The sequence below is a fragment of the Pseudomonas sp. PvP001 genome, from assembly GCF_040546375.1.
GTDB lineage: Bacteria > Pseudomonadota > Gammaproteobacteria > Pseudomonadales > Pseudomonadaceae > Aquipseudomonas > Aquipseudomonas coleopterorum.
The window spans coordinates 1,374,482-1,388,333 of record NZ_JBEPNQ010000001.1 but is presented as its reverse complement, the minus strand read 5'-3'; the positions used below and the strand labels follow the sequence as shown (position 1 = coordinate 1,388,333).

The 13,852-nt window shown below is 64.7% G+C and carries 15 protein-coding genes; 8 read left to right on the top strand and 7 right to left on the bottom strand.

The features are described from left to right. Nucleotides 1-74 precede the first annotated feature (74 nt). The gene (locus ABMD26_RS06345; RefSeq protein WP_043186911.1) at nt 75-671 is read right to left on the bottom strand and encodes a superoxide dismutase; all 597 of its coding nucleotides are present in this window, start codon (nt 669-671) and stop codon (nt 75-77) included. A 186-nt stretch (nt 672-857) separates the two neighbouring features. Further along, complete coding sequence (locus ABMD26_RS06340) at nt 858-1,457, bottom strand: LysE/ArgO family amino acid transporter (RefSeq protein ID WP_122741502.1); 600 nt, start codon at nt 1,455-1,457, stop codon at nt 858-860. 89 nt (nt 1,458-1,546) lie between these two features. Here ABMD26_RS06340 and ABMD26_RS06335 point away from each other — a divergent pair, with 89 nt between their 5' ends. From ABMD26_RS06335 to ABMD26_RS06325, 3 genes are all read left to right on the top strand, one after another. Continuing rightward, nucleotides 1,547-2,437, top strand: coding sequence for a LysR family transcriptional regulator ArgP (locus ABMD26_RS06335; RefSeq protein WP_049860651.1), 891 nt, complete (start codon nt 1,547-1,549; stop codon nt 2,435-2,437). Nucleotides 2,438-2,573: 136 nt separating this feature from the next. Then, complete coding sequence (locus tag ABMD26_RS06330; RefSeq protein ID WP_134722556.1) at nt 2,574-3,572, top strand: NAD-dependent epimerase/dehydratase family protein; 999 nt, start codon at nt 2,574-2,576, stop codon at nt 3,570-3,572. Nucleotides 3,573-3,662: 90 nt separating this feature from the next. Beyond that, nucleotides 3,663-4,502: an ATPase gene (locus ABMD26_RS06325; protein WP_134722557.1), complete on the top strand. Its 840-nt coding sequence runs from the start codon at nt 3,663-3,665 to the stop codon at nt 4,500-4,502. 37 nt (nt 4,503-4,539) lie between these two features. Here ABMD26_RS06325 and ABMD26_RS06320 read toward each other — a convergent pair whose 3' ends face one another. Genes ABMD26_RS06320 through ABMD26_RS06310 form a run of 3 tightly spaced genes read right to left on the bottom strand, consistent with a single transcriptional unit; the run spans nt 4,540 to nt 7,087 of the window. Beyond that, entirely contained in the window at nt 4,540-5,589 is a 1,050-nt protein-coding gene (locus tag ABMD26_RS06320; protein ID WP_049860654.1) for an alkene reductase, read from the bottom strand. Between the two features lie 15 nt (nt 5,590-5,604). Then, nucleotides 5,605-6,771, bottom strand: a complete 1,167-nt coding sequence (locus ABMD26_RS06315) for an MFS transporter (protein WP_122741505.1) — start codon at nt 6,769-6,771, stop codon at nt 5,605-5,607. A gap of 13 nt (nt 6,772-6,784) precedes the next feature. Continuing rightward, complete coding sequence (locus tag ABMD26_RS06310) at nt 6,785-7,087, bottom strand: ArsR/SmtB family transcription factor (protein ID WP_049860656.1); 303 nt, start codon at nt 7,085-7,087, stop codon at nt 6,785-6,787. 141 nt (nt 7,088-7,228) lie between these two features. Here ABMD26_RS06310 and ABMD26_RS06305 point away from each other — a divergent pair, with 141 nt between their 5' ends. Beyond that, nucleotides 7,229-7,801, top strand: a complete 573-nt coding sequence (locus ABMD26_RS06305) for an acyl carrier protein phosphodiesterase (protein WP_354308648.1) — start codon at nt 7,229-7,231, stop codon at nt 7,799-7,801. Between the two features lie 110 nt (nt 7,802-7,911). Here ABMD26_RS06305 and ABMD26_RS06300 read toward each other — a convergent pair whose 3' ends face one another. After that, entirely contained in the window at nt 7,912-8,682 is a 771-nt protein-coding gene (locus ABMD26_RS06300; protein WP_314568582.1) for a lysophospholipid acyltransferase family protein, read from the bottom strand. Beyond that, nucleotides 8,682-9,437, bottom strand: a complete 756-nt coding sequence (olsB, locus tag ABMD26_RS06295) for an L-ornithine N(alpha)-acyltransferase (RefSeq protein ID WP_134722560.1) — start codon at nt 9,435-9,437, stop codon at nt 8,682-8,684. Before olsB ends, ABMD26_RS06300 begins: the two co-directional genes overlap by 1 nt. Before the next feature lie 207 nt (nt 9,438-9,644). Between olsB and ABMD26_RS06290 the strand changes: the two genes are divergently transcribed. The 4 genes from ABMD26_RS06290 to sbcB all read left to right on the top strand — a co-directional run bounded on the left by ABMD26_RS06290 (nt 9,645) and on the right by sbcB (nt 13,843). Next, nucleotides 9,645-10,724: a serine hydrolase domain-containing protein gene (locus ABMD26_RS06290; RefSeq protein ID WP_354308645.1), complete on the top strand. Its 1,080-nt coding sequence runs from the start codon at nt 9,645-9,647 to the stop codon at nt 10,722-10,724. Continuing rightward, complete coding sequence (locus tag ABMD26_RS06285; RefSeq protein WP_282346830.1) at nt 10,721-11,050, top strand: amidase; 330 nt, start codon at nt 10,721-10,723, stop codon at nt 11,048-11,050. Before ABMD26_RS06290 ends, ABMD26_RS06285 begins: the two co-directional genes overlap by 4 nt. Nucleotides 11,051-11,172: 122 nt before the next feature. Next, the gene (locus ABMD26_RS06280; RefSeq protein WP_090356588.1) at nt 11,173-12,330 is read left to right on the top strand and encodes a phospholipase D-like domain-containing protein; all 1,158 of its coding nucleotides are present in this window, start codon (nt 11,173-11,175) and stop codon (nt 12,328-12,330) included. A gap of 73 nt (nt 12,331-12,403) precedes the next feature. Next, nucleotides 12,404-13,843, top strand: coding sequence for an exodeoxyribonuclease I (gene sbcB / locus ABMD26_RS06275; RefSeq protein WP_354308642.1), 1,440 nt, complete (start codon nt 12,404-12,406; stop codon nt 13,841-13,843). Nucleotides 13,844-13,852: the final 9 nt, after the last annotated feature.

The window sequence follows — 13,852 nt, the reverse complement described above, 5'->3', positions numbered from 1 at the left end:
AAGTGCCATCGGCGAATGCAGGCGGGCACAAAAAAGCCCGGCACGAGGGCCGGGCTTTTCAGAAACGATGTGGCTTATGCAGTGAAGGCGCGGCCTTCGTACTGCTGGGCCACGAAGTCCCAGTTCACCAGGTTCCAGAACGCCTCGACATACTTTGGACGCACGTTGCGGTAGTCGATGTAGTAGGCGTGTTCCCAGACGTCGCAGGTCAGCAGCGGGGTGTCGCCGTTGGTCAGCGGGTTGCCGGCACCGATGGTGCTGGCCAGGGCCAGGGAGCCGTCAGCCTTCTTCACCAGCCAGCCCCAGCCGGAACCGAAGGTGCCGACCGACGTCTTGGTGAATTCTTCCTTGAACGTGTCGAACGAACCGAACGCGGTGTTGATGGCTTCGGCCAATGCACCGGTAGGCTGGCCGCCGGCGTTGGGCGCCAGGCAGTTCCAGTAGAAAGTGTGGTTCCAGACCTGGGCGGCGTTGTTGAAGATGCCACCGGACGACGACTTGACGATTTCTTCGAGGGTCTTGCCTTCGAACTCGGTGCCAGGCACCAGGTTGTTCAGGTTCACGACATAGGTGTTGTGGTGCTTGTCGTGGTGATACTCCAGGGTTTCCTTGGAGATGTGCGGCTGCAGGGCATCGTGGGCGTAGGGCAGCGGCGGCAATTCGAAAGCCATGGTGATTCTCCTAATCAGGTCTGTTGCGGTTTGCGCACGGCCGATCACGGGCGGCCTGAGAAACGTCGGCGAGTTTTTACTCTTTGCGACGCAGTGCCGGATCATAGCATCGGCATGGGGCCTTAACCACGCAACAACTGTGTGGGATAGAGGTTCCAGAGCCTTTGCCTGGCCAGACTGACGGTTTCAGGCGAACACCAGTTGCGCCGCGACTGCGAACATCATCACCGCCACCATCAGGTCGAGCAGGCGCCAGGTGGTGGGACGTGCCAACCAGGGGGCCAGCCAGGCCGCAGCCAGGGCCAGGCCGAAGAACCACACCAGCGAAGCACTGGTGGCGCCGGCCACATAGGCCGCCGGTACGCTTTGCTGGGCGCCCAGTGAGCCGATCAACAGCACCGTGTCCAGGTACACATGGGGATTGAGCAGGGTCACCGCCAAGGCACTCAGCAGCACCGCCTTGCGCGAGCGCAGCCCGGTATTGTCGGCCCGTTCCAGGCTCTGCCGCGAGCAGGCACGGCGCAACGCCTGGGCGCCGTACCACAGCAGGAACAGAGCGCCGCCCCAGCGCGCCACCGCCAGCAACGTCGGATTGTGCGCCAGTAGCGTGGCCAGGCCGAACACACCGGCGGCCACCAGCAGCGCGTCACAGGTCACACACAGCAGGGCCACGGGCAGGTGATGCTCGCGGCGCAGGCTCTGCGCCAGAACGAACGCATTCTGCGTGCCGATCGCCATGATCAGGCCGAACGAAACCAGCAAACCATTCAGGTAACTCTGCCACATCGGTGTTTCTCCCTTTAGAAGCTGGCCATTGTGAGGACTGGCGCGGTATAAGAAAAACCAATATTGCTGATCACTCATTAGGAAAACTGATGTTCGATTACAAGCTGCTCGCCGCACTGGCTGCCGTGGTGGAACAGACCGGGTTCGAGCGTGCTGCCCAGGTGCTGGGCTTGTCGCAATCGGCGGTGTCGCAGCGGATAAAACTGCTCGAAGCGCGGGTGGGTCAGCCGGTGCTGATCCGCGCTACGCCACCGGCGCCCACCGATATCGGTCGGCGCCTGCTCAACCATGTGCAGCAGGTGCGCTTGCTCGAGCGTGATCTGCAGGGGCAGGTGCCGACGCTGGATGAGCAGGGCATGCCCGAGCGCCTGCGCATCGCCTTGAATGCCGACAGCCTGGGCACCTGGTGGGCGGGCGCGGTGGGTGAGTTCTGCATTCGCGAGCAGTTGCTTCTGGACCATGTGGTGGAGGATCAGGACGTCGGCCTCAAGCGCATGCGTGCCGGTGAAGTGGCGGCCTGCCTGTGTGCCAGCGAGCGGCCTCTGGCCGGCGCGCGCAGTCTCTTGCTGGGGGCCATGCGCTACCGGGCGCTGGCCAGCCCCGGTTTCATGGCCCGGCATTTTCCCGACGGGTTCGACCCGGCCCATCTGCCGCGCACGCCGGCACTGGTGTTCGGCCCCGATGACTATCTGCAACACCGCTTTCTGGCATCGCTGGGTCTGGCCGAGGGCTTTCTCCATCACCTGTGCCCCTCGTCCGAGGGCTTCAACCGTTTGGCCAAGGCCGGCATGGGCTGGGGCATGGTGCCCGAGCTGCAGGTCGAGGACGCGCTGGCCGAGGGCAGTCTGATCGAGATCTGCGTCGGACATCCGGTGGATGTGCCGCTGTACTGGCATCACTGGCGCAACGGCGGACAGTTGCTCGAACGGCTCACGCAGCATCTGCGCGACGGTGCCGGCAGCTGGTTGGTGCCGCTGTGAGCCCTGCGCGCGTCTACCGGTAGCAGGCGTCGTCAAGGCGTGCAGTGCACGCTCGAAAATCACCTCGAAGCACGCGGCAAAGCCCTTTCCCGGCCGGCCACGGTTACACATTGATCGATGTACAGCGGAGCAATTCATGAAGATTCTGGTCACCGGCGCAAGCGGCTTCATCGGCGGACGCTTCACGCGTCTGGCGCTGGAGCAGGGGCTTGAGGTGCGCATCAATGGTCGCCGGGCCGAAGGGGTGGAGCATCTGGTTCGTCGCGGTGCGCAGTTCACCCAGGGTGACTTGCTCGACCCCGATCTGGCCAAGCGCCTGTGCATAGGCATCGATGCGGTGGTGCATTGCGCCGGGGCCGTGGGTACCTGGGGCCGCTACCAGACGTTTCATCAGGCCAACGTCGAAGTCACCGAGAACGTCGTCGAGGCCTGTCTCAAGGAGCACGTGCAACGGCTGGTGTACCTGTCGTCGGCGGCGGTCTATGTCGACGGCCGCAGCCACCTCGGACTCAAGGAAGAGCAGGTGCCCAAGCGTCTGCGTGGCCATGAGGCGCGTACCAAGTGGCTGGCCGAGCAGAAGGTTCTGGGCGCCGCCGAGTTCGGCCTGGAAACCGTCGTGCTGCGCCCGCATCGGGTGACCGGCGCTGGCGACGGGCAGCAGTTCGCACGGCTGATCGAGCGGCAGCGCAAGAATCGCCTGCGGATCATCGGTGACGGCTTGAACAAGGTCGATTTCACCAGTGTGCAGAACCTCAACCAGGCACTGCTGGGCGCGTTATCGGCGGGCGATACCGCGCTCAATCAGGTCTACAACATCAGCAATGGCGCGCCGATACCGTTGTGGGACGTGATCAACTACGTGATGCGTCAGCTCGAATTGCCCCAGGTGCAGCGCTACCGTGATTTCGGCCTGGCCCACGGCAGCGCTGCGCTCGGCGAGGCGGCTTGCCTGCTCTGGCCCGGCCAGCCCCGGCCGCGACTGTCGCGCTACGAGGTGCAGGCGCTGCATGAGCATTTCACCCTAGATATCAACCGCGCCCGACACTACCTGGGTTACGACCCGCGGACGTCGCTGTGGGCATCGCTGGATGAGTTCTGTGGCTGGTGGCGTGCCCAGGGCGCGCCCGGCGCCTGAGCCAATTGCCTCGGCGGTCGGGCGATGGCCGCGGTTGCGAGGTTATACTCGCGGTCCCGGCCATTACCCCGTGACACAAAGGTTTCTCACATGCGCAAAGATGCCCGCGACGACTTCGACGACAACCTGCCCAGCCTGCGCGGCGATACCCGCGACGATGACGACTTTTCCCCGGTGGGCGGCGGGCGCGAGCGCGATGCGTTGTATTCGCGCAACACCCCGGTGGTGCGCGTCAAGGCGCCCAGCACCGGCGCGCTGTGGGCACTGATCGGGGCCTTGTTCATCGCCTTGGGCGGGCTGGGGTGGTGGAGCTTTCAGCAGATCAACCTGATGGAGCAGCAGTTGGTGGCGACCCAGGAAAGCTTCGCGCGCATCAGTGAAGAAGCGGCGGGGCGCTTGCAGGACATCAGTGGCAAGGTCGCCAACACCCAGTCCACTGCCGTGTCGGGCAGCGAAGCGATGCGGGCCGAGATCAAGCAGTTGCAGGAGCAGTTGGCACAGCAGACCCAGCAGCAGAGTGGTGTGGCCGGTCAGCAGAGCACCTTGCAGACACGTCTGGAGCAGGCGGCGTCGCAGGTGGCCGCGCAGCAGGCGCTCAACGAGCAGTTGCAGGCGCAGTTGAAGAGCCTGGGCAGCGACCTTGCCGCACTCAAGCAGGCCCAGCCGGATACCGGCAAGTTGCAGGCGCGCCTGGATGGCCTGGACGGCGAGCTGGCGGCGTTGAAGAAGAGCAATCCCAGCGCGCAACTGGAGCGCCTGGAACAGGACCTGATCGTGCTCAAGAGCGAGCAGGAGAATCGCCCGGCGACCAGCAGTGGGCCGAGCGTCAATGAATTCGATGCGTTTCGCGGGCAGGCGACGCGCAGCTTGACCACCTTGCAGAGTCAGGTGCAGAACCTGCAACAGCAGATCAGTCAGCTGCGGCGCTGAACGGCCGGGCGCGCCTGATGGCGGCCCGGCCTGGCGCTTACATGCGCGGGTAGTCCAGGTAGCCAGCAGCGCCCTTGGCGTAGAACGTTTCAGGGTGTGGCTCGTTCAGCGGTGCATCGGCCTGCAGACGCTCGGGCAGGTCGGGGTTGGCGATGTACGGCACGCCGAAGGCCACGGCATCGGCGATGCCGTTGGCCAGGGCAGCGTTGGCCGAGGCCTTGTCGAAACGCTCGTTGACGATGTACGGACCGCCGAATGCATCACGCAGTTGCGCGGCCAGGCTGTCTTCCCCTTCCTTCTCGCGGGCACAGATGAACGCGATGCCACGCTTGCCCAGCTCGCGGGCCACATAGGTGAAGGTTTCGGCGCGGTTGGCGTCGCCCATGTCGTGCAGGTCGGCGCGTGGCGAGAGGTGCACGCCGACACGGTCGGCGCCCCAGACGTCGATGGCCGCATCGGTCACTTCCAGCAGCAGGCGCGCGCGATTTTCCAGCGAGCCGCCGTAGGCGTCGGTGCGCTGGTTGGTGCTGCTCTGCAGGAACTGGTCGAGCAGGTAGCCGTTGGCGCCGTGGATTTCCACGCCGTCGAAGCCGGCGGCCTTGGCGTTTTCCGCGCCCACACGGTAGGCCTCGACAATGTCGGCGATTTCAGCGGTTTCCAGCGCCCGTGGCGTTTCGAAACCGGTGATCGGACGCACCAGGCTGACGTGGCCGTCAGCGGCGATGGCGCTGGGGGCCACCGGCAGTTCGCCGTTCAGGTACAGCGAATGGGAGATACGGCCCACGTGCCACAGCTGCAGCATGATCCGCCCACCGGCGGCGTGTACGGCCTGGGTGACGTTGGCCCAGCCACGCACCTGGTCGTTGGACCAGATGCCGGGGGTGTCTGGGTAGCCGACGCCCATGGGCGTGACCGAGGTCGCTTCGCTGAGGATCAGACCGGCGCTGGCGCGTTGCACGTAGTAGTCGGCCATCATCTGGTTCGGCACGCGGCCTTCGTCGGCGCGGCAGCGGGTCAGTGGGGCCATGATGATGCGGTTCGGCAGTTCCAGCGCGCCGAGCTTGATCGGGTCGAAAAGTGTAGTCATGGAAAACAGCCTCTATCAGTGAGTGGCAGGTGCCAGGTCCGGAGTCCGGGTCTGGCGAAAAGTGATCAGGGTGACGATCAGGGCGAGCACGGCCAGGACCGCCGCAGCCAGTGGCACGCTGGTCAGGCCGAGGCCGCCGGCGATGACGGCGCCGCCGATCCAGGCGCCCAGGGCGTTGCCGACGTTGAAGGCGCTGATGTTCAGGGTCGACACCAGGTTGGGTGCCGACTTGCCGAAGGTCACCACGTTGATCTGCAGCGCAGGCACGGCGGCGAAGGCCGCAGCGGCCCACAGGAACAGGGTGATTTCGGTGGGAATGACGGCGACTGCGGTCCAGCTCAGCGCGGTGGACACCACCGCCATGGCCGCGAACACGCCGACCAGGGTCGCGCCCAGGCGTCGATCCGCCAGCTTGCCGCCGATGATGTTGCCCACGGTCAGGCCCAGGCCGATCAGCAGCAGGGTGTAGGTCACGCCGCGCGGCGAGATGCCGGTGACGTCGCCCAGCAGCGGCGCGATGTAGGTGAACAGGGTGAACATCGACGCGGCGAACAAGGCCGTCATGCTCAGCGACAGCCAGATCCCGGCGCCCTTGAGCGCCGACAGTTCGGCGACCATGTCCAGCTTGGCTTCTTCGCGATTGCTGGGCAGAAAACGCAGCAGACCGATCAGGGCGACGACGCCGATCAGCGTCACCACCCAGAAGGTCGAACGCCAGCCTGCGGCCTGGCCCAGTGCGGTGCCCAGTGGCACACCCAGCACGTTGGCCAGGGTCAGGCCGGTGAACATCAGGGCCACGGCCGAAGCGCGCTTGTTGGGCGCGACCAGCCCCGCAGCCACCACCGAACCGATGCCGAAGAAGGCGCCGTGGGACAACGCGGTGACCACCCGGGCGAACATCAGCACGTTGTAGTCGCTGGCGATCGCGCACAGCAGGTTGCCGACGATGAAGATGCCCATCAGCACCACCAGCGCCGCCTTGCGTGGCAGGCGCGCGGTGGCCAGGGCCATGAATGGGGCGCCGATGGCCACGCCCAGGGCGTAGCCGGTGACCAGCCAGCCGGCGCTGGGGATGCTCACGCCGAGATCGCCCGCCACATCGGGCAGCAGGCCCATGATGACGAACTCGGTGGTGCCGATGGCGAAAGAGCTCAGCGCCAGGATCAGCAGGGGTAAAGGCATGGGAAAATCCTTGTCAGAGCTGTTCGCTCATTTGCGCGAGAAACGCCTGGATGACGTCCTCGTTGCGTTTGAAAAAGTGCCACTGGCCAACCTTCTTGCTGCTGATCAGGCCGGCCCGTTGCAGGGTCGCCAGATGGGCGGAGACGGTTGACTGCGAGAGGCCGCAGCGTTGGTCGATCTGCCCGGCACACACACCGTTTTCGGTGCTGTGGTGCTGATCGGGAAACTGCCCCTGGGGATCCTTGAGCCACGCCAGGATTTCCCTGCGCACGGGGTGGGAGAGGGCTTTTATTATTTCGTCGAGATCAAGGGGCATGACGGACTCGGCTTATATCGGGACGGAACGAAATATATATCTGTATTTCGCGATATACAAATATGATTGCGTGCTAACGAATGGCCGCTCGGCTATATCGGGTTATAACGATACAGGCGCAATGGTGCTAAGCTGCCCGGCATGAACTACCTTGCGCACCTTCATCTCGGCGGTCCTTTACCTGAGCAACTGCTCGGCAGCCTCTATGGCGATTTCGTCAAGGGTCGCCTGGAGGGGCGCTTCAGCGCGCCCCTGGAAGCCGGCATCCGGCTGCATCGGCAGATCGACGCGTTCACCGACAGCCATCCGCTGGTGCTGGGTGCCATCGGCCGTTTTCCGGCAGAGCGGCGACGCTATGCCGGGATCATCGTCGACGTGTTTTTCGATCACTGCCTGGCGCGGCACTGGGCGGATTATTCACAGCAGCCGTTGGCGGACTTCTCACGTCACGTCTATCGCGTGCTGGCCGCCGAAGCCGACCTGCCCGGACGGCTGGCGGCCATGGCGCCGCACATGATCGCCGAGGATTGGCTGGGGTCGTACCGCGATTTCCGGGTCATCGAGCAGGTGCTGCAAGGCATCTCGCGGCGCTTGTCCAAGCCCGAGGGGCTGGCCGGGGCGTTCGAGGAAGTGCAGGCGCTGTATGAGCCGCTGAGCGAGGATTTCCGGGCGTTCTATCCGGTGGTGCAGGGGTTCGCTCTGGCGATGCGGTGATTGTGCCAACGCCTTCGCGGGCAGAGGGCTCGCCGCCCGCCCCGCTCCCACACGGTAAGGAATGTGGGAGCGGGCTCTGCCCGCGAATGAGGCAACTCGGAACACCTGACTCACGCCGCCCGCCGCATCTCCTCTACCTCACCGAACAACGCCACCCGCACCGCCTCCTGCGCTTCAAAGGCCAGCGCCGCCCGTTCCTTGCCGGTGCTGGCAATCGGCGTCAGCACCTGAATCAATACCTGCCCCCGAGGCTGCGCAAACAGACGCAACAGGTGCGACAACAAATCGTCATCGCCCACGAAGGGCGCAATCGGATCCAGATCGCCGCCCCGTTCGTAACGAATTGCGATCGGCTGCACCGCCACGCCGGCATCGATGGCGCTGGACATCAGCCGCCCATGGAACGTCCGCAGGCTGTGTCCATCGGTGGTCGTGCCTTCGGGGAAGATCATCAGGTCCAGATCGTTGCGCAGGTGCTGGGTCATCTGCCGGCGGATCAACTGGCTGTCGCCCGCACCGCGGCGGATGAACAGCGTCCCCGCCTTGAGCGCCAGCCAGCCGGCCACCGGCCAGGTGCGGACTTCGGCCTTGGACAGGAACGAAAGCGGCGCCAGCATGCCGAGCAGCGGGATGTCGGTCCAGGACACATGATTGCCGACCCATAGCATGGGCGTGCGTGGCAACTCGCCCTGCACGGTGACTTCGAAGGGCAGGGCGTTGCTCAGCCGTTCCATGAACCAGCGCGACCAGCGCTGGCGCCGCTCCATGCAGTTCGGTACGCGCAACCGCTCCAGCAGGCTGAACGTCCCGGCCAGCGCCAGGCCCAGGCCGATCACCCAGAGCAGCCGCAGGATGCGCGCGTAGACGCGCCAGCGCGGCATCACACGGCCGCCTTGAAGTGGCGGGCATAACGCGGGCAGAGGTCGTCGCGCTTGAGCAGGATGAACACGTCGGCCACCTGGAAATCCGGGTCCCAGCACGGCTCGCCGCAGATCTTCGCGCCCAGACGCATGTAGGCCTTGAGCAGCGGCGGCAGTTCGGCGATGACGTTGCCGGGGATGTCCAGGCTCGGCAGTGGCATCTTCGGCTCGGCGCGCAGGTGCTCGGTGCACAGGTAGCGCTCGCGCAGCCGCTGCATGATCGCCTGGGCCTGGATGCCGCCGTCCTGCATCGGAATGCTGGCGCAACCCATCAGGTAATCGTAGCCGCCTTCGTTGAGCACCTCGGCCAGCTCGCCCCAGAGCACCGCGATGGTGCCGCCGTTGCGATAGGCGGGCGCGACGCAGGTCCGGCCGATTTCCAGGATCGAGCCCTGCAGATGCCGCAGACCGTGCAGGCTGAATTCCTCTTCGCTGTAGAAGCGGCCCAGGCGATTGGCCGCTTGATAATCGAGCAGGCGGGTGGTGGCCACCAGCCGCCCGGTGGCCAGGTCGCGCACTCCGATGTGCTGACAGTGGGCATCGTAGTCGTCGACGTCCAGACCCAGCTCGGCGCTCTTGAGCGTGGCGTTGAGTTCGGTGCTGAACACGGCGAAGCGCAGGGCCTGGGCCTCGTGCAGAGCTTGCGGACCGGTGAGGCGTTCGGCCTGCAGACGGCGTTCGGTACGGGTGTCGCCAGAGCGTGCGATCTGAGTCATTGCAAGTCTCCAAAAGCCGGCCGGTGAGTGCGGCAGGTCGATTTTGCTAGGCATGGCCAGCCTAAGAAGACGCGGTGTCACCCCCGTGAAGCTTTGGTGATGCTTGCGTGACAGACCCGGCGGCCGCATGCCACACAACTCTTGCAGCGAACGGCTGTCATACCCGCACTGCACACTCGCGCCAACCCGCTCACGAGCCTTTCTCGCATGTCGCGTCTGTTTATCCTGTCGATCTTTCTGCTGTGCTCGGTATCGGTGGGTGCGCAAAGCTGGCCGTCCGCGCAGTGGCGCCAGGCATTGGCACCGGCGTCGCCGGCCATTGCCGAGCTGGAGCGCTATGCGTTCGTGCCGCGCGATGACGTCACGCGCGAAGGCGTGCGCACCGACGCATTGCTGGTCATCCGCGACGGCGAGATCGTCTACGAGCGTTACGCCGGGCCCGGCGCCGCCGATCGGGTGCATGCCACCTGGTCGATCAGCAAGAGCCTGCTGGCCACGGTGATGGGCGTGGCCTACGGCGAAGGGCGCTTTGCCCTGGAGGATGCCGCCGCCGACTATTTCCAGCCGCTCGACGCGCATCGTGACATCCGGGTCGAGGACCTGTTGCACTGGGCCTCGGGCCTGGACTGGGAGGAGGACTACGAATACGCACCGCTCAATTCATCGGTGGTGGCGATGCTCTACACCCGCGGCCGCCAGGACATGGCCAGCTACGCTGCCAGCCACCGACGTGCCCATGCCCCCGGCGAAAGGTTTAGTTACTCCAGCGGCGACAGCAATCTGCTCGCCGCCGCGCTGCGCAACATGGTCGGCCTGCATGAATATCCGGACTACCCCTGGCAGGCGCTGTTCACCCCGCTGGGCATCGACCGGGCGGTGTGGGAAACCGATGCCAGCGGCACCTTCGTCGCCTCTTCATATGCCTACCTGACCGCGCGGGATCTGGCGCGCGTGGGCCTGCTCATGCAGCGCGATGGCCAATGGCAGGGCCGGCAGTTGCTGCCTCAGGCCTGGGTGGCCTTCAATCGCACCCCATTCGCCCCGAGCCAGGACGTTCCGGGCGAGCCGGCCGCAGGCGCGCATTGGTGGCTCAACAGCAACGCCGCCTGGCCCCATGCCCCCCGCAGCACGATGGCGGCGCTGGGGCACTGGGGGCAGGCCCTCTACGTGTTGCCCGAGCAGGGCCTGGTGATCGTGCGCTATGCCGACGATCGCGATGCCAGCTTCAGCCATGATGCACTGCTGCAACGGCTGCTGGCCGCCTTTGCCCCGGAGGGTGGCCAATGAGTACCGGCAAGCGCGCCTGGGTGGCCCTCAGCCTGCTGCTATCGCTGGCGGCGGCCACCTGGCTGTGGCACGAGCGCACCCAGTTGCTGGCATTTCCGGACATCCTCAGTGCCTATTCGGCAAAAGAGTACTGTTCATGCCGCTACGTCATGCAAAACAGCGTCGAGTACTGTCAGAGCTACATCAGACAGTATCTGCCGCTGAGCAGCCTGAGCGAAGACTCGGGCCAGCGGCGGGTCCTGGCCAGTGGGCTGGGACGCAGCAACACAGCAGCCTGGGTCGGTCCGCGGCAAGGCTGCCGGTTGATTCCGGGGAGTGATGGATGAAACTGCCCACGCCACGTTGCCTGCGTCGATCACTGGCCTCTTCTTTCACTTGGTTACAGGACTGCCCATGCGTGATTCGAACGGCTTGCAAGCGACCCTACCTGTCATGAAGGGGCGCTGATATGGGCGGGCCGGTGTTCCCATGGCGCAATTCCAGCGAGTTCGAACTGCTCATCGATGGGCCGCAGTTCTTTCCGCGCATGCTCGAACGCATCGGCCAGGCCGAGCACACGATCGATCTCGAACTCTACCTGGTTGAAGCCGGTGCCTGCGCGGCGGCTGTGGTTCAGGCTCTACAGGCGGCTGCAGTGCGTGGTGTCCATGTGCGCTGCCTGTTCGACCACTACGGCTCGCTGGCCTTCACCGCGGAGTTGCGCGCGCAGCTGACCGACGCCGGCGTCGAGCTGCGCTTCTACAACCCGATCAGCTGGCGTCGCGGCGTGCGCAACCTGTACCGCGACCACCGCAAGCTGCTGCTGGTGGACCAGCAATGGGCGATGGTGGGCGGCACCGGCGTGACCGATGAATTCTGGCAGCCGGATGAAAGTGTCAGCGAATGGCACGAAGTGATGGTCGCCATCACCGGCACCCTGGTCGCCGACTGGCAGATGCTGTTCGACCGCCAATGGCGCGCCAACCTCAGGCGTACTGCCTGGCGCCCGCCCACCCATTTCGGCTTGGCGCGGGTGCCGCCCATGCCCGAAGGCGGGCAGGGGTTGGGGCGGGTGGCGTATGCCGATGCCCGGCAACATCGCGACATCCTCCAATCGCTGGTGCGCGCGCTCAACAGCGGGCAACGGCGCATCTGGCTGGCGACGCCGTATTTTCTGCCGACCTGGAAGGTGCGCCGTTCGCTGCGCCGGGCGGCCAGTCGCGGCCTGGATGTACGGCTGTTACTCACCGGCCCGCGCACCGACCACCCCTCGGTGCGCTACGCCGGGCACAACTATTACCCCAAGCTGCTCAGGGCCGGGGTCAAGATCTACGAATACCAACCCTGTTTCCTGCACCTGAAAATGGTCTTGATCGATGACTGGGTCAGTGTCGGTTCCTGCAACTTCGACCACTGGAACCTGCGCTTCAACCTGGAAGCCAACCTCGAAGCGCTCGATCCCGGCCTGACCGAGGCGGTCGAGCGCAGCTTCACCACCGACTTTGCGGCCAGCCACGAAGTCAGTCTGAGCGATTGGCGCCGTCGACCGTTCTGGGGGCGGGTCCAGCAGCGCATCTTTGGCTGGATGGATCGCCTGAGCGTGGCCGTGTTCCGCCGCCGCGGCTGAAGCTGCTCGGCAGGCGTGGCCGGATGCCGGGCAGGGCTCTACACTGTCGCGCTACTGCGCACAGGACACCTCAGTGACTTCCAGCATCTTCTGGTACGACTACGAAACCACCGGCATCAATCCGCGCTGCGACCGGCCCTTGCAGGTCGCCGGGATCCGCACCGATGCCGACCTCAACGAGATCGCCGCGCCAGTCAATCTGTACTGCCAGCCCAGCGACGACATTCTTCCGCACCCTGCGGCCTGCATGATCACCGGCATCACCCCCGAGCGCCTGGCCGACCGTGGCCTGAGCGAGGCCGATTTCATGACCCGGGTCCACGCACAACTGGCCATGCCCGGTACCTGCGGAGCCGGCTACAACACCCTGCGCTTCGATGACGAGATGACCCGTTACAGCCTGTACCGCAATTTCTTCGACCCCTATGGGCGGGAATGGCAGGGTGGCAACAGCCGGTGGGACCTGATCGACGTGGTGCGGGCGGCCTATGCCCTGCGTCCGGACGGCATCGAATGGCCACAGGTGGACGGGCGCGCCAGCATGCGCCTGGAGCTGCTCACGGCGGCCAACGGCATCGACCATGGGCAGGCCCATGACGCGCTGTCCGACGTCCGCGCCACCATCGCCCTTGCACGTTTGATCCGCCAGCGCCAACCCAAACTGTACGACTGGCTGTTTCAAATGCGCAGTAAACAACGGGTGCAGCAAAACATTCAGCTGTTGCAGCCGCTGGTACATGTTTCCGGTCAATTCGGTGCAGCGCGACGCTATGCCGCAGTGGTTCTGCCACTGGCGTGGCATCCGACCAATCGCAATGCGTTGATCGTCTATGATCTGGCGCATGATCCCCAGCCCTTGATCGAACAAAGTATCGAAATATTGCAAGAGCGTTTGTACAAGCGACGTCAGGATCTGGCCGAAGGCGAAGCGCCCGTGCCTTTGAAACTTCTGCACATCAATCGCTGCCCGGTCATCGCACCACTCAGCGTATTGCGCGATGAAGACTGGCAGCGCCTGAATCTGGATAAACCGCTCTATCAGGCTCGCGCAATGCGCTTATGCAATGACCAGCCGCAATGGCATTACAAACTGTCACCGCTCTATCAAGCGCAGACGTTTTCGGAGAGTGCCGATCCAGAGCAGCAGTTGTACGACAGCTTCATTGGCGACCGCGACCGGTTATTGTGTGAACGCATTCGTACATTGGATCCAGAACAGTTGGCCCGTGCCGACTTTATGTTCGATGACGATCGACTGCCCGAATTACTGTTTCGCTACAGGGCGCGCAACTTTCCGGATACACTGAATCCTCTTGAAACACAGCGCTGGTTGCAATTCTGCCAACAGCGCCTGAGCGATCCTGTATTTGGCGCACCCACTACCTTGCAGGGTTTCAATGCCGAGCTGGGCGAGTGCATGGCCAAGGCCGATCCGGCGCAGACGCAAGTGCTGCGGCATTGGCAGGCCTACGCTCAGGCATTGGCGGTACGCGTGGGCATGGTGTCTCATTGAGCTGAACAG